The sequence below is a fragment of the Vulcanisaeta sp. EB80 genome (genome assembly GCF_002078205.2).
Genome location: NZ_LCWN02000058.1, coordinates 1 through 14,341, shown reverse-complemented (window position 1 = coordinate 14,341; position 14,341 = coordinate 1). Strand labels below are relative to the sequence as shown.

Genomic DNA, 14,341 nt, shown 5'->3' with positions numbered 1-14,341 from the left:
TATGTCTTATGTAATAAAATTTATTAATTAGTTAATTTAGTTGTTTATGCGGTGGTTGTATGAGGGCTGTGGATCTTGTTAAGAGGAAGCCCCTGGTTATTACCGAGGATAGGCCCTTCATTGAGGCTGTGGATTTGATGGCTAAGGAGAATACGGGCTCGGTGGTTGTGGTTGAGGATTTGGGTTCCATGAAATTGCGTGGTATAATTACTGAGCGTGACGTGATTAGGGCTTTGTCAAGGAGGTTGCCCCTGGATACTCCCGTGGGTAAGGTCGGCACTATAGGACCTAGGGTTGTTAGGGCTAGGGTTGATGATTCTGTTGGTACTGTCGCCTCATTGATGGTTGAGTATAGGGTTAGGCATGTGGTTGTTGTTGATGAGAATGATGCCGTGGTTGGTGTGATCTCGATTAGGGATTTGCTTGGGGATTTGGATGCGGTTAGGGAGATTGCCAGGTTGGACCGTTATCCAAAGGTTAGGGAGTAGGGGTTAGAGCGTGATTTTCAAAATCCTGTAAATGAGCGATGAAATCACTATCAAAATTCCAATAGTTATCCAACCAAGTGTACCTAGGTATTGTATCGCGTATCCCATTACTACCATGATTATTGAGCCTATTATTGAGGATACTGTGAGTAGGTAGCTTGTTGACTGGACAATGAGTATTGGGCTAACTAGGTTATTGATTATGTACAGGATTGAGAGCAATACAACGGTAAATACAAAGCCCACGGCAACCAATACGTAATTCGGTGGGGCGATGCCCATTAAAGCCATCAGTCCGCCCAATATGGCGGTTGCGTAAAATAGTATCTTTCGCCTCTCAACCCTCACGGCGTGCCTGTACTTATACAATAGCGGTGTTAATACTAATGATGCCGTCAACGCCACGGTGCTGGCTGTGCCGTCCGCATGCATAGTTAATGGTATTAACCCTAGGTATACCCCCCAGGGTACTGAGAAGGCTATTGCTAGCATCAAGACATCTGGATTATTCATCACAGCCATTATTGACGCGCTCTTTATTATCACGACATCCTTCATCGTGAAAAGAACAATCATCGAGAGCACTATTGACGCCACACCCAGGTAAAGCACCGTGGTCTTCGTTATGTACGTGATCATCGCCGTGGATATTGCAAACAGCACTGTAATTGATGATAGGTATGCCACCTGGATCCACCTGGTTAAACCCCTAACGCTCCACCAACCCAACGTAAGTAGTAATGACGGGGCTAGGTAGAGACCTAGGCCCATGCCAGCCAGGAATCTCAGGAATAGGGCTGTGTGGTAGCTACTCGTTGTTGAGAATATGAGGGATAGGCCGTTCAATACTAGGCCTAGGAACATGGGCATCCTATTGCCAACCCTGTTTAGGAGGAATGTGGCGGGTAGTTGGGTTACGGTGAAGCCCGCGAGTGCCGTCGCCATGGGTACCATGTAATACATGGCGCCAAGAATTATCCTCTTTATATTCATTAGGTCAAACATCGTTGCTGAGGCATCCAACCAGTTAAGTAGTATTAGCGATAGACCAGCAATACTAATACCTAGTACATAGTAGGCTTTCTTGATTACCAGGGCGTCAGACTCCTCAACAGGCCTTCCTGCAACCCCCACATGAATTAGTTTGTGAAACCCCTTTATCAAGGTTTTTAACTATCACCAGCCAAGATAAAGAGAAGGGGGTTGTTAGACCCTGCGGTTTGATACTTCGTGAGCAAGTCTCTAATTTAGTTGATTAACGTGTTAAGGTTCTATGGATGACTTAATTGATAATTATTAGTAAGGATTATTTTTAATGAATGCCCGCCTCATCGTCCTTATCGATTTTTAGCGATATAACAGCCCTATTAATGTCCTCCCTAACCCTCTCCCTAAACTCACCGTATTGCTCAACCAATGAGCCAAGCTTTTCCTTATACCTCTTCAGGACTAGGTTGAAGCTGCTCACGGCTATGTACCTAATGAGCCTCTTAACAACGAAATTCTCCACCTTCCTAGTTATTAAATAACTAAAGGCCTTCGCCTCCTCAAAGGACTTTATCAACGCCTTTAGTATGAACTCGAGCCTGAGCGGATCCTCAAGCATCCTGTCCAGTATCGTGAAGTCCCTCCTCCTAAGTGCGCCCATTGGTATGAAGGGTAGTGGGAATGTGAGGACCCTAAGTCTCTTGAGCCTGTCCAGGAGCTCCAAGCTCCTTACTACATCATCATCAGTTTCACCCGGTAGGTTTAGTATCATCGTGCCAACCACAACCCAGTAATTATCATTCAATATTCCTATGGCTTCCTCAACCACGTCAGGGTACTGCTCGGGCCTATAGGGCAACGCCTTACCAGCCATTAATAATTTCAAAAGCCTTGGTGAACCGGTCTCTATACCCATCTCTATGAAGTGCCACGTACCACCCTCATTCATGTACTCGGAGACCTCCTTAACAAGCTTCGGCGCATACTTAACGACAGCTGCTGTGGTGAAGTCTGTGGTCACCTCATAATCATCACCATAGGACTTAACGAGCTTGTAAGCCTTCTCTGTCAGGTCGAGTACCTTGTCTGGGTTTGGTTCAATACCCTTGGCGCCATATCTAAAGAACTCGTCACTGTGCATCGTTATTTCCTTAAAGCCCCCAACCTCTATGTTGAGTTTAATCTCCCTATCGATATGCCCCTCGAATGGGAATGACCTAATCATGCCGCTCAACGTTGGCGTGCAGAATTGGCAGCCCCTCCCACAGCCCCTGGTAACCTCAACCATACCTCCTATGGATGGCGTCACAATCGTCGGTACGACATCTAACGGAACGGGTCTATGGGCAACAACCCTCTCGGGCACGGGTTCCCCCTTCATAATCTTATCAAACAGCAATGGTCCATCCTCCTCGAACTCACCCTCGTAAACAACATCGATGCCCAACTCCCTCTGTTTACCCGTATCCACTATCTGCCAACCCGCCGGTCCACCAACAACAATCCTTACGTGATTCCTATGTTTCCTAATTGCCGGGTTCTCAATGACCTGTAGGAATGATTTTGCTATATAGGGTAATCCCCTATATGGTAAATCAGCCAGTTTCAGGATCCAGTAAACAATGCCGGAGCCGAAGCTGAGCCCCAGTGGGTCCATCACGTAGATGCCCACTATCCTCGTATTAGGCCCAATAACCCTATCTAGCTTGTATGGATCCGCTATTATTACATCATTCCTCGTGTAGCCATGGGCTAATAATGCAGCCTCCACCTTAGCTAGGCCATAGGGAGCCCTCAAAACCCTACCCTCACTATCGCTCTTAACCCTAAAGAACCTCCTGGCTACCCAATCCCTGAAGTAGTTCTCGGGTATTGCGCTTGCGAAGCCTACGACGGAGGACCCGTGGGTGTCGGACATGGTGGCTATCTCGCCCGTGAGAACTATTGGGTATCCACCAGTTGGCATATTGATTTCAGTAATGCCTTGTAGTAAATAAAAACCCTTTCCCTAAGAACATCAATTGTTAACCCCACAAACTTTAAATTAGAAATTGAATCAGCTAATACCCTTACGAGGCGTCCTCGCCCCACAAGCCGTGCACACCAGGACGTATATCCTACCCTCCCTCTCCAGGTAGGTATCGACTGAATGACAGACCGGGCACTCAACGTAGAATTTTATGTACCTCTCATAGACTGCTTCGAGGGTCCTAGGACTCCTCTCGGCGTAGAGGACGAGAGCATTACCATCAATACTGCCGGGCAGGGCTAACTCCTTAAGGAAGAACCTGGCTATGTGGGTCGGATCCCTATTAAGCCTTTGTGCAATGTCCCTGAAGTTCTGTATTATGGTCTTCTTAGGCTGAACTTGAATACTAAGCCTTGGAAGCTCTCGCCTCCTCTCTACCTTCGGCATTATTACCGCATATGCCTTATCCAACAACTTCATGTACAACTCATCATACTCATTACCTGGCATCGCAGCACAGCTTTGTAACTAGGTATTAATAAGTTCTTACCCTATTGTGGTGCTGGGAATGTTCGTGAACACGATTAGTCGGGTTTAAAGTTCCTAACTTCACTAAACCATTAATGACACTGCTTGTGATTAGGGCTGCGAATAGGCGGGGGATGCTTCACGAGATAACTGGCGTAATTAAGGATCATGCAAGCATTGAGTGGGTTTTCGTCTCAATACCATCGGAGAGCGAGAGGGTTATTGCGATGAGGCTCAGCGATTCTCTGCCGATAAATGCGATTGAGAGGTTGAGGGGTATAAATGGGGTTCACGATGTTTGGGCGAGCCATGAGGCGCCAATGGAGCTGGTGGGCTTTGATAGGGAGATACTCAGGAGCATATTAATCTACATGGTGCAGAGTGGTGGTGAACTTCATTCCTTCTTAAATAAGCTCGGTTATGAGATGGGAGTATCCATGGCGAGTACGATGCTTAGGACAAAGTACATAATACCAGCGATCACAGATCCGGCGAGAATCTTCGAGACAGCGGTTGAAATGCTTGTGGTTATGAATCTAGCTAGGAGCGCCGAGGATGTGAAATTAAATAATGAGAAGGGTGGTTATGTCGCAAGTCTATCACTAACCGAACCCTTTGACCTAGATGCCGGACTGCCTTTCACCAGGGGGTATATTCTAGGTTTAACAAAGGTTCTTTTGAAGTGTGATTGTAGTATTGATGCTGTAATAAGCAAGTCCAGGGTTAACTTCTACGTGAAAAAGTAAATAGTTGATGCACCAAATCTGTAATAAACAATCTTTAAATAGGAAGGCACGCCCGCAATTAGTTAATGGAGAGTTGGATTAAGTCGTTGATAGACATAATGAGAAAAAGCCTTGATGCCAATGGTTTACCAATACCAATGGACAAATCCAACTGCACAGAATGGGCTAGGGAATTGGGTATACCCAAGGGTGGTGACACGATAATATACACCTCATGCCTCTACCAAATGGCACCAATGATAAACCAACTAGTCCCATGGATTGAGAAGCTACAAAGCACACCACTAATGAGCCTAGCCAGTGTACTCTCCAGGTTCGCAAGCTTCGTAATCAAGCCAAACAAGGCAGATATCGATAGGGCCAACAACATAATGATGAGCATAGCGAGGTCCCTACAAAGGGCTGGGGTAAACTTTGGCTACCTCTATGAGGATGAACCATACAGCGGTGCCCTACTTCATGAATTGGGTGCTGAGGAGTACTTCAGGGAGTACTTTGAGGATAGGGTGTTGAGAATCTTCGAGAAGTACGGTGTCAAGAAGGTCATAACAATAGATCCCCATACACATAACGTGTTAACCAATGTGGCGCCGAAGTACTTTAAACTAAATTTTGAGGTCGTTAACTACCTAGACCTGCTCAAGAATGCCAAGTTCAAGCCCAAATTTAATGGTGAGGTCGTGATCCACGACTCCTGCCTATACGCGAGGTACCTGGGCAAATACGATGTGTACAGGGCGATATTAGACAATGCGGGTTTGAGGCATATTGAGGATCCATTAATAACGGGTATTGACACGGCAACGTGCTGTGGAGGGCCTCTGGAATCACTAAGCCCAGAGCTGTCGAGGGAAATAGCCAAGATAAGGATCCAGAATCTGTCGAAGCTCTCGAAAAACGTGATCACGGTATGCCCTATATGCCTAGCAAACCTAGGCAGGAACGCGGAGGGCGTCGTGAAGATAATGGATATTAACGAGGTCATCGAGGCCGAGTAGCATTTAAATTTAGAGTGGGTTTAAGGTTGTTGAGTGATGATACGATGGCTGCCATGAGTGATGATGAGTAAGGTGTTATCTGACGGCGAAATTCATCGATCCGTAACTAGGGAAGCATTTTTATTCCAGTCCCTAGTTACGTAGTAGGTATGAGTTTCGTACCAGTCTACGAGAGGGATCTCGAAGTGCCAATAAAAATTAGTAAGACAGCAAATGAGGAAGCTAGGAAAAAGAGGCTTGAGAGGTGGCCCAGGGAGGCTGGCTTAACAGTACCGCTGGATGATTCTGGGACGAACTTCATGCAGTTGGTGAAGTCCTTCTCAACAGATTACGGCCTAACACCTGGTGAGAGGACCTGGGATGTTAAGGATGTGGGCGGTAAGTACAGTGTTAGCATGGTGTGGAAGCTAATGAAGGGTAACGAGGAGAAGGGTTATGCCAGGGTGAGCGGTGAAATACCACTAACACCTACAGGTGAGGAGGGAAGCAACGTTGTTTATACTGCGAGACTTAAGTACGTAATAGAGATAAGTAATGATGTACTCGGTGAGAAGGCAACCGTAGAGAACGTACCTGAGGTTAACCTCTTTGGTTAGGGTAGTTTTAAAATTGACCTTAATGGAGTAATTACTATGCATGAAATACCAATGAGGGAATTTGAGAGAAGACTTGATGGACTACATAGAGTGATGAGGGAGAGGGGATTAGATGCCGTGTATCTCGTGAACCCGATTAATATGGCGTATTCCGTAGGTCTTCACTACTTACAGACCGAGAGACCTGCTGCTATTGTAATACACAAAAACGGTGAGGTATACTTTTTCGGCCCATTGTTGGAGAGGGACCATGTAATAAGCCAGACCCAGTTAATAAGTAAGACGTACATCTATAGGGATTATCCAGGCGAGACTCACCCAATGAGACTTTTTGCGGAGTGGTTCAGGGAATTACACCTGGACAACGCAGTTGTAGGTTACGACTCAACGCCAGGCTACGTAAGCCATTGGGGTTATAGGGGACCAAATCTCACCGAACTGCTTCCTAATACCAAGTTTGTTAATGTGGCTGACGATATATACTCAATGAGGATCATAAAGTCCGAGGTGGAAATAGAGTTGCTTAGGGAGAGTGCTAAATGGGCCAATCTAGCACACTCGTTACTTCAGGACTACACGGCACCTGGCCTCTACGATTATGAAATCTCACTAAGGGCATCCCTAGACGCATCAATAATGATGAAAAAAGCCCTGGGGCCTAATTATAAACCACTTAGGTCGGAATACCCAGCCTATGCTGGGTTTAGGGGACAGGTTGGCGAGCATGGCGCCTACCCACACTCAATAAGTATTGAGAGGTCGATTAGAGCCGGTGATGTACTAGTGACAGGGGCCACCGCAGATGTTTCGGGCTACATGGCTGAACTCGAGAGAAATTTGTTCGTTGGTCGCCCAACAAACGATGTAATTAAATACCACGAAATCGCACTTAAACTCCAGGAAACCGCCCTAAACACACTAAGACCTGGGATTAAGGCATCCGAGGTAGATAAGGCTGTTATTAAGGCGGCCAGGGAGTTGGGCGTTTATGATTACCTACTTCACCACAGTGGGCATGGTCTCGGTTTGGAGGCGCATGAGGCTCCGTTTCTGGATGTTGGTGATGATACAGTGCTCAGGCCAGGAATGGTTATTACGGTGGAACCCGGCATATATGTACCCAGGTTAGGTGGGTTTAGGCATTCGGACACTGTGGTAATCAGAGATGATGGTATTGAAATAATCACGTACTATCCAAGGGATACCGAGTCATTGATAGTGGAGGTGTAAAGTTATTTTAAGGAATAGAGACTATACTAATTGATGATTTGGAGAGAATTCGTTAGGTACTCAGGGATTATGGCAGCTGTGTTGGCTTGGGTCGTCATTGCAATAAGTATTAGTGTCAATCCATGGTTCGTCTTTACGAAAAACGCATTCAGTGATCTAGGGGGTCCGCATGCCGTTGATCCCTGGATATACAATTACGGTCTCATAATCACCTCAGTATTCGTTGATTTATACTCAATAAACCTACTCCTAAACTCCAGGAATAAGGTTGAGAGTTTTGCATCGGCGTTCGTGTTCGTAGCAGGGCTCTTCTTAGCATTAATAGGCATTTACCATGCAGGTACTAGACCTCATGTGTTTGTGTCGACGTGGTTCTTTGTACAAATGGATACGGCGCTTATTGCTTGGGGTATTGGCTCGTTAATGGGCGGCAATAGAGGCCTGGGTCTGTTCTCATTATTGCTTGGTGTTTTAGCACCAATACCTGCGCTGTTAATACCATGGCCATCAGCAGCTACCGAGGAGGCATACGGCATATTAGTTATAGATGCGTGGGTGTTAGTAATGACGTACATGGATTCTGTTCATAATGGTAGATCTAATTACGTGGGTATTGATAGAAGGGTTTAAATGAGGTTGATAATTAAAAATTGAATGATGAGCCACACAATCCTCTACATAGATGAAATGAGGAAGGGAAACTACAAAATATTTCTTGAGCACGTATTCAGCCAATTACCAACCCCATTTCGCTGGAGCCAAGTCGATGAGGAAATACTGAAACAACACTCCCAGGAATTACTTGAGATAGCAAATGATTTAGCAGAGACCTACTGTACTGTAATGTCGAACACGAATATTGAGTTCTTCAGGAACCAGGAATGTACAGAGTTTGTTAAGAATTGGTGGACCAATTACGTTCAGGGTTCTAATAATGATATGTACTGGGTAAAACTAGGGATAATGGCCCTTGAGTTATTTAACAAGAATGTGGGTGTGGCGGTACTAACCTCATTACCAACACAACTAAGTGCAACGGCATTCGGCATAATCATCAAAGCATCTTAACAATCAGGGGATTATTGGAAACTATCAATGGTACTCGGTAAATTGGCAGCATTAACTACAGCTTTATAGTGAGCTCTTGGTACACATGATTGTGGAAGAGACGGGATCACCACTCTCGGTTTTCATGAACCTAGCAGGCCATGTAGTGGAACAAATGCTTGAGGCCTACCGTAAGGTTTGATCTGCATTATCACAGTCCACCTTATAGGTAAAATCAATATTATTAAGTGTGGTTTTGACCCCAGGGTCCCGGCACGCGCCGTTCCCGCGGCCATCTCGGACCGCAGTACTTGGCAACGCGGCAGGGCGTTTCACTTCCGGGATCTGGCGAGTCCGGGTGGTTCCACCCTGCCTATGGCCGGGTTACCCTGGTTTGGTCATCTCGATTTTATTCCTGGGTTTTTAAGCGTTATTCTGGTTATGGGTATGCTAATTCCTCCGCCATTAATGCCCTGACTATGTCCCTAATGCTTACCATACCCACTGCCCTTCCCTCCTCAATGACTGGTAGGTGTCTTATGTTGTTCTCTATCATCTTCATTGCGGCTGATACTATTGATTCCGATGTGTTTGCTGTGATTATTTTCCTACTCATTACCTTGGACAATGGTATGTCGAGACCTAGGTTTTCAGCCACAACCCTAACTAAATCCCTCTCTGTGAATATGCCCAGGGGTTTACCATCATCATCAATTATAAGCACGCTACCCACATTGTTCATGTACATCTTAGCCACGGCGCACGATACTGGTTCACTGGCTTTGCAGGATATGATGCCGTCCCTTATTAATTCCTTGATCCTCATGCTGGGTTCACTAGGTATAACTGGGTAAACTGGGTTAATAAGTATTTCTTCGAAACCCCCGTTCATAAAGGGTATTACTTATTCACCAAGTACTCAAGAAAGCCTATTATACCTACAAGGTGTTTATTCGCACGTGAGAATACTCAAGATTGACCTTGATAGGAATTCCTGGAATATAGAGAGTGCGGAGGTCCCAGGACCGGTGAGCCTGGGTGTAAAGTTGCAAATGGATATGGAAACATGGAACCTAGACCCACTCGACCCTAGGGTTCCGTTCATAATAGGCATGGGGCCCTTCGTTGGGGGTAAAATGCCGGGCTTTCATAGGTTAGTAGTCACCTTCAAGAGCCCAATGACGAAAACACTCCACGTAGCTGCATTAGGCGGTGCTGCATATAAGTTCATGGGCTCCGGAATAGACGCCATAGTATTAATCGGTAAAGCCCCATCGCCTGTTGTGGTATTCGTATCGAGTGACGGTGTCGAGATTAGGAACATAAATCCCGTATTTAAGTACGGCAATTACGAGGGAGCCTACGCATTCACGAAATACCTCCTCGACACATACAGGGACTTCTTCACTAAGTACAACGCGAGGGCCGTGGTTGTTGGTCCAGCATCACTCAAGACGTACAATGGCGCCTTGGTCTCAATAGATGTAAATCCAACCAAGGGCGAGTTCAGACCCGGCGCAGAGGACTTCGCTGCCAGGGGTGGCCCGGGCACGGCAATGGTTAGGGGACATAATGTGGTTGGTATTGTCGCTGGTGGTTCGTATAGGGCTAGGTATGCTAAGGTGACTGACATGGAATTTATCAATAAGGTAATGGTTGAGGCGTTCAAGAAGCCGTTCATGCAAGTTATGGCTGAGAAGACGATTAAGTATAGGTTTGATCCAGGTATGGGTACTGGTGGCACGTTCGGTGTGAACTATCCGCACTATCGTGAGTTACTACCATTGTTCGGTTATAAATCAATATACATGCCCAGGGAAGAGAGGATTAAGCATGTCGAGGCGATAATCAGGTTGTTCTGGAAGCCCTTCAATGACGAGGTCTTCGTAAAATCGAAATCCTGGTATAACTGCGGCGACTTCGGGTGCTCGGTGGTTTGTAAGAAGGTTTGGCATGGTAAGAAGGTGGATTACGAACCATTCCATGCCATGGGGCCATTCATAGGCAACTACATATTCGAGGAGGCGGTGTCGCTGGTCGATTTAATAGATCAGTATGGCCTTGACGCAATAGAGATGGGTCACGTAATCTCCTGGTTATTCGACGCGATAGAGAATGGGTTACTACAACCGAATGAGGTGGGTCTCGATAACGAACCAATATTCGATCCTAGGAAGTTCAATCCGGAAATCGATTCGAGGAGGAACGCCAAGTTAGCACGTGAATTAATCGCAGGCTTTATTGAAGGCTCGACTGAGGTCCTCAAGCTCATAGCCGAAAACGGCATTAGGATTGCTGCGAGGAAGCTCGATGAGATGTTCCATGACAGGGTCTTGAAGGTTGGTAAATCCTTCAGGGACTTGGTGGTTTATGTGGCCTATGGCAGTAACGGTTACATGACACCAAACCTATACTGGGCGCCTGGCATGGTAGCCCCAATGTACGTGCTCGGCAGGTACTGGACAAACTACACGCCAACATTCATGAGTCCAGAGGACTTCGCAAAATCATCATTGGATAGGGCTATCATGGAGGCTATGATTGATGACGCAGGTTTATGCAGGTTCCATAGGGGTTGGGCTGAGCCCGTACTTGATAAGTTGTATGCCGAAATCACAGGTATGCAACCAAACAAGGACCTGTACAGGGAGTTCGCCGAATACTCAATAAGGGCTAATGCACAACCAATGCCCTGGGAAGGCGAGAGGGCTAGGGACCTGGTATCAACGATGGCGAAGGAGGTGGGGTCCCGGGAATGGACATTCGAGGATTATGAACAATACATTGAGTGGTGGCGCAGGTTCAGCACCACCGTTAACTCGAGGCTGAACATAACCCAGCAATAATTAATCCTTGATTAACCCAAGCTCAATCAATGACCTCCTTATGAACTCCCTAGTCCTTTCGTCAGGGTACTCGTAGGGTGGTCTTGGTTTACCAATATCAATACCCACAAGCGACATTGCGTACCTATAACCACCGCTTAACCCACCAGCCTTAAGCACGCTCCTAACCCTGACAATGAACTCCTGCGTCTTTCTCGCACTGGCATAATCACCGCTCCTAACCTCATTAACAATCTTAACGATTAACTCGGGAAATGGGTTTATGATCAGCGAGACTACACCAACACCGCCAGCCATCATTATGTCGTAGATCAAACCATCACTACCAGCCAAAACCCCAACCTCAGGGTGTGCAGAAATTATTGTATGCAACCCAATCATGTCGTGCGAACTATCCTTGAAGTACTTAATGTTTAGGCATTTATCCAACACCTTAATCACCATGGAGGGGCTTAAGCCATTACCGACGGCAGGTTCATTATAGAACATGACATCACCACCAAAGGCCTTGGATATGGAACACACGTAATCAAGAATACCACCCTCACCAAACTGTTGAGGATACGGTTGCGAGACAGCCAAAACATCAACACCAATCCTTGAGGCCTCCCTAACAACCTCAAGAGCCCTCCTAAGGCTAACCTCACCAACTAGGAAGGCTACGGGAACTCTATCACCAATGTACCTAACAATAGCCTCAAGAGCCCTAAGCCTCTCCTCAACCGTAAAAGCAAAGGCCTCAGCACCAAAACCACCAACGTAGATACCCTCAACACCACGCCTAATCAAGAAATCAAGCATAGGACCAAAACCACCCTCATCAATCTCACCATCACTACGCAACGGAATAAAAACCTCAGCAACAGCACCACCAAAACCCATACAACAAAGCAAGGATAAAACAAAAATAAAAACATAACCTCCCTCATGAATGCAAAACATAAAACACAAAGCCATACCGCCAAACACGTTATTAATACCATTCTATCTCCAGCAAGGTAGAATTAACCCATAACAAAACTAGCGGCCCCGCCGGGACTTGAACCCGGGTCCTACGGCTTACTACGCCTAACGGCTCCGCAGGCCGCCGCTCTGTCCATGCTGAGCTACGGGGCCAATAGCTTGTTAATTCACGTTCTTTTAAGTCTTTATCTTTACCTTGTCTTAGTGTTGCCCATTTTTATCGTAAAAATATTAACTGCCTAATTCTTTACGAGTACAATTCTGCGCAGTAATAATTTGTGTATTAGGGATTCTCTATGTTCACGTTCAATCAACTGTAACTCATAATCAAGACTAACAAGTAATTCCCAGATACCGTCCAAGGCCTCGTTATTATCAATCTCGCCAGATCTTGCACGCATAACAAGCTCCATCGCCTGATTAATCAAGCCATGCAGCTCATTAAAACGATCAAACTTACCCATTAATGATCAACGGATTACTCCCTATTTAAACATTTCTATTCTGCAGTAAATATTACGGCAAATCACGAACACTAGATTATGACTAGGGGAAGGATTGTGCGACGGCAATGGACAAGAGCTGCTTAAGGCATTGTTTAATTTGTTGTGTGGTTTTCTTCCTGTCCATATTATTGTTTTCCTGCCCTATTGCCTTTGTGTGGTTGTTCCCTTTATCAGTGCTTCGTATATTTTTCCTAGTAGGTCGTATAGTGTGTCGATCCTCTTGTTTGTTTCCTCTATCCTCCTGCTTAAGGCGTCGTTTAATGCATTAATCCTATTGTTCAACGCTTCATAATTCCTACCCATTAGATCATAGAGAGCATCAATCCTCTTATTAGTCTCATCAATCCTCTTGTTTGCATCATCGAACCCCTTGTTCATGTCGTTTCGTAGGTCGGCTATTTCCTTCCTAGACCTCGGTTATTTCACTTCTTACGTCAGCCACTTCCTTCCTCACGTCAACCACCTCACTCCTCAACTCCCGAAACAAACCGAGCATTAGCACGACCAAGTCCTCCGTGGACAGCTTCTTGCCCTCACCAACCTTCCTCAAGACAGTCTCCAAAGCCTTATCAACAACAGAAGCAACAACAGACTCAACCATCAAACCACAAACAAACCAAGCACTAATAAGGCTTTAGGTTGCGACAACCGAGATCCCCAAAGCGAAAACCCACCATTTATGATGAAGAGCGAGCCACCTCCTCCCTTAGTCTCGTTATTACCTCCTCAACCTTCCTAATCGCATACTCAACCTCATCAGGTTGGTAAACACCCTCATAAAACGCCTCCTCGTGCAGTGTACTCATTAGGTCGCTATAGAGAGCCCTAAGGTCCTCCCTACCGATCTTCCTCAAAATCCTCCTCCTCTCACTATGGCTACTGGGTTCTACACCCTCTACGGCGCTTATGTACGCGTTGATCGCTATGACTAAAGCCAAAAACGCCTTGTCTGCCGCATTCCTGTACAGGAAGACGTCGTTCAGTTTAATGGCCTTCTCGAATTCCTCCTTGGCGTAATTAAGGATTTCCCTGGCAAGTTCGAAACCCATGCACTAGGTATTCTCGATTAGGGGTTATTAATTTATTGTTCTAATCGCGTGGTCGTCCATAGCATGTATTGCTTCACCTCTCCGCTGTTTTCCTCTAAATAAATACTATGAAGTTATCAAAGAGCCAATTTTCACCAATTAATTTCAGCGTGCAGCAAAAACACATACATCACTTACTAGGTTAATAGCTGGGCTAGTTCGGATGCACTATGGCGATATAAAACAATGCTCAAATATTAAATTCAAAATAAAAACATGAAATAAAGTTCATGGTGGGCCCGCCGGGACTTGAACCCGGGACCTCCCGCTCGTAAGGCCTATGCGGGCGTTATGCCCTGGACATCCTAACCAGGCTAGACTACGGGCCCGAAGTCAAATTATCATAGGC

17 protein-coding genes, 2 tRNA genes and 1 rRNA gene are annotated in these 14,341 nt (G+C 45.9%); 8 read left to right on the top strand and 12 right to left on the bottom strand.

Annotation, left to right across the window (positions count from 1 at the left end; genetic code table 11):
• The first annotated feature begins 59 nt into the window (after nt 1-59).
• Complete coding sequence (locus B7L70_RS09530) at nt 60-488, top strand: CBS domain-containing protein (protein ID WP_081227636.1); 429 nt, start codon at nt 60-62, stop codon at nt 486-488.
• Between the two features lie 3 nt (nt 489-491).
• Here the strand turns inward: B7L70_RS09530 and B7L70_RS09525 are convergent, their stop codons facing one another.
• The 3 genes from B7L70_RS09525 to B7L70_RS09515 form a co-directional block, all read right to left on the bottom strand.
• The gene (locus tag B7L70_RS09525; RefSeq protein WP_081227634.1) at nt 492-1,622 is read right to left on the bottom strand and encodes an MFS transporter; all 1,131 of its coding nucleotides are present in this window, start codon (nt 1,620-1,622) and stop codon (nt 492-494) included.
• Between the two features lie 178 nt (nt 1,623-1,800).
• A complete protein-coding gene (locus tag B7L70_RS09520) occupies nt 1,801-3,441 on the bottom strand; it encodes a radical SAM protein (protein ID WP_081227632.1) in 1,641 nt (546 codons plus the stop codon).
• Nucleotides 3,442-3,531: 90 nt separating this feature from the next.
• Nucleotides 3,532-3,954, bottom strand: a complete 423-nt coding sequence (locus tag B7L70_RS09515) for a translation initiation factor IF-2 subunit beta (protein WP_081227630.1) — start codon at nt 3,952-3,954, stop codon at nt 3,532-3,534.
• Nucleotides 3,955-4,067: 113 nt separating this feature from the next.
• Between B7L70_RS09515 and B7L70_RS09510 the strand changes: the two genes are divergently transcribed.
• The 6 genes from B7L70_RS09510 (at nt 4,068) to B7L70_RS09485 (ending at nt 8,610) form a co-directional block, all read left to right on the top strand.
• The gene (locus B7L70_RS09510) at nt 4,068-4,718 is read left to right on the top strand and encodes a hypothetical protein (protein WP_081227628.1); all 651 of its coding nucleotides are present in this window, start codon (nt 4,068-4,070) and stop codon (nt 4,716-4,718) included.
• A 65-nt stretch (nt 4,719-4,783) separates the two neighbouring features.
• The gene (locus B7L70_RS09505; protein WP_081227626.1) at nt 4,784-5,716 is read left to right on the top strand and encodes a (Fe-S)-binding protein; all 933 of its coding nucleotides are present in this window, start codon (nt 4,784-4,786) and stop codon (nt 5,714-5,716) included.
• A gap of 149 nt (nt 5,717-5,865) precedes the next feature.
• Nucleotides 5,866-6,312 carry a hypothetical protein gene (locus B7L70_RS09500; protein ID WP_081227624.1) on the top strand — a complete coding sequence of 149 codons (447 nt, stop codon included), beginning with the start codon at nt 5,866-5,868 and terminating at the stop codon, nt 6,310-6,312.
• 36 nt (nt 6,313-6,348) lie between these two features.
• Entirely contained in the window at nt 6,349-7,542 is a 1,194-nt protein-coding gene (locus B7L70_RS09495) for a Xaa-Pro peptidase family protein (RefSeq protein ID WP_081227622.1), read from the top strand.
• A 33-nt stretch (nt 7,543-7,575) separates the two neighbouring features.
• Entirely contained in the window at nt 7,576-8,172 is a 597-nt protein-coding gene (locus tag B7L70_RS09490; RefSeq protein ID WP_081227620.1) for a DUF998 domain-containing protein, read from the top strand.
• Nucleotides 8,173-8,199: 27 nt separating this feature from the next.
• Nucleotides 8,200-8,610: a hypothetical protein gene (locus B7L70_RS09485; protein WP_143701612.1), complete on the top strand. Its 411-nt coding sequence runs from the start codon at nt 8,200-8,202 to the stop codon at nt 8,608-8,610.
• Between the two features lie 244 nt (nt 8,611-8,854).
• Here the strand turns inward: B7L70_RS09485 and rrf are convergent.
• Together rrf and B7L70_RS09475 are read right to left on the bottom strand one after the other, a co-directional pair.
• Nucleotides 8,855-8,976 (bottom strand): 5S ribosomal RNA (rrf, locus tag B7L70_RS09480).
• A 52-nt stretch (nt 8,977-9,028) separates the two neighbouring features.
• Entirely contained in the window at nt 9,029-9,415 is a 387-nt protein-coding gene (locus tag B7L70_RS09475; RefSeq protein WP_081227638.1) for a CBS domain-containing protein, read from the bottom strand.
• Nucleotides 9,416-9,548: 133 nt separating this feature from the next.
• Here B7L70_RS09475 and B7L70_RS09470 point away from each other — a divergent pair, with 133 nt between their 5' ends.
• On the top strand, nt 9,549-11,435 hold the full coding sequence (locus B7L70_RS09470; protein WP_081227616.1) for an aldehyde ferredoxin oxidoreductase N-terminal domain-containing protein: 1,887 nt from the start codon (nt 9,549-9,551) through the stop codon (nt 11,433-11,435).
• Here B7L70_RS09470 and B7L70_RS09465 read toward each other — a convergent pair whose 3' ends face one another.
• The 7 genes from B7L70_RS09465 to B7L70_RS09435 all read right to left on the bottom strand — a co-directional run bounded on the left by B7L70_RS09465 (nt 11,436) and on the right by B7L70_RS09435 (nt 14,321).
• Nucleotides 11,436-12,317 carry a dihydrodipicolinate synthase family protein gene (locus B7L70_RS09465; protein ID WP_081227614.1) on the bottom strand — a complete coding sequence of 294 codons (882 nt, stop codon included), beginning with the start codon at nt 12,315-12,317 and terminating at the stop codon, nt 11,436-11,438.
• 142 nt (nt 12,318-12,459) lie between these two features.
• Nucleotides 12,460-12,551: transfer RNA gene (locus tag B7L70_RS09460), tRNA-Arg, on the bottom strand.
• An 86-nt stretch (nt 12,552-12,637) separates the two neighbouring features.
• Nucleotides 12,638-12,862, bottom strand: coding sequence for a hypothetical protein (locus B7L70_RS09455; RefSeq protein WP_081227612.1), 225 nt, complete (start codon nt 12,860-12,862; stop codon nt 12,638-12,640).
• Between the two features lie 183 nt (nt 12,863-13,045).
• Nucleotides 13,046-13,282 (bottom strand): hypothetical protein, encoded by a 237-nt coding sequence (locus B7L70_RS09450; protein ID WP_081227610.1) that lies wholly within the window; start codon nt 13,280-13,282, stop codon nt 13,046-13,048.
• A 28-nt stretch (nt 13,283-13,310) separates the two neighbouring features.
• Nucleotides 13,311-13,505 (bottom strand): hypothetical protein, encoded by a 195-nt coding sequence (locus B7L70_RS09445; RefSeq protein ID WP_081227608.1) that lies wholly within the window; start codon nt 13,503-13,505, stop codon nt 13,311-13,313.
• A 76-nt stretch (nt 13,506-13,581) separates the two neighbouring features.
• A complete protein-coding gene (locus tag B7L70_RS09440) occupies nt 13,582-13,953 on the bottom strand; it encodes a PaREP1 family protein (RefSeq protein WP_081227606.1) in 372 nt (123 codons plus the stop codon).
• A gap of 270 nt (nt 13,954-14,223) precedes the next feature.
• Nucleotides 14,224-14,321: transfer RNA gene (locus tag B7L70_RS09435), tRNA-Val, on the bottom strand.
• Nucleotides 14,322-14,341 lie beyond the last annotated feature (20 nt).

Excerpts from the sequence above, each read along its gene's own strand:
- B7L70_RS09455 (WP_081227612.1), bottom strand. The coding sequence starts at position 12,862 with ATGGGTAAGTTTGATCGTTTTAATGAGCTGCATGGCTTGATTAATCAG.
- B7L70_RS09495 (WP_081227622.1), top strand. The coding sequence starts at position 6,349 with ATGCATGAAATACCAATGAGGGAATTTGAGAGAAGACTTGATGGACTA.
- B7L70_RS09515 (WP_081227630.1), bottom strand. The coding sequence starts at position 3,954 with ATGCCAGGTAATGAGTATGATGAGTTGTACATGAAGTTGTTGGATAAG.
- B7L70_RS09485 (WP_143701612.1), top strand. The coding sequence starts at position 8,200 with ATGAGCCACACAATCCTCTACATAGATGAAATGAGGAAGGGAAACTAC.
- B7L70_RS09450 (WP_081227610.1), bottom strand. The coding sequence starts at position 13,282 with ATGAACAAGGGGTTCGATGATGCAAACAAGAGGATTGATGAGACTAAT.
- B7L70_RS09465 (WP_081227614.1), bottom strand. The coding sequence starts at position 12,317 with ATGGGTTTTGGTGGTGCTGTTGCTGAGGTTTTTATTCCGTTGCGTAGT.
- B7L70_RS09500 (WP_081227624.1), top strand. The coding sequence starts at position 5,866 with ATGAGTTTCGTACCAGTCTACGAGAGGGATCTCGAAGTGCCAATAAAA.
- B7L70_RS09440 (WP_081227606.1), bottom strand. The coding sequence starts at position 13,953 with ATGGGTTTCGAACTTGCCAGGGAAATCCTTAATTACGCCAAGGAGGAA.
- B7L70_RS09510 (WP_081227628.1), top strand. The coding sequence starts at position 4,068 with ATGACACTGCTTGTGATTAGGGCTGCGAATAGGCGGGGGATGCTTCAC.
- B7L70_RS09475 (WP_081227638.1), bottom strand. The coding sequence starts at position 9,415 with ATGAGGATCAAGGAATTAATAAGGGACGGCATCATATCCTGCAAAGCC.
- B7L70_RS09490 (WP_081227620.1), top strand. The coding sequence starts at position 7,576 with ATGATTTGGAGAGAATTCGTTAGGTACTCAGGGATTATGGCAGCTGTG.
- B7L70_RS09520 (WP_081227632.1), bottom strand. The coding sequence starts at position 3,441 with ATGCCAACTGGTGGATACCCAATAGTTCTCACGGGCGAGATAGCCACC.
- B7L70_RS09530 (WP_081227636.1), top strand. The coding sequence starts at position 60 with ATGAGGGCTGTGGATCTTGTTAAGAGGAAGCCCCTGGTTATTACCGAG.
- B7L70_RS09505 (WP_081227626.1), top strand. The coding sequence starts at position 4,784 with ATGGAGAGTTGGATTAAGTCGTTGATAGACATAATGAGAAAAAGCCTT.
- B7L70_RS09445 (WP_081227608.1), bottom strand. The coding sequence starts at position 13,505 with ATGGTTGAGTCTGTTGTTGCTTCTGTTGTTGATAAGGCTTTGGAGACT.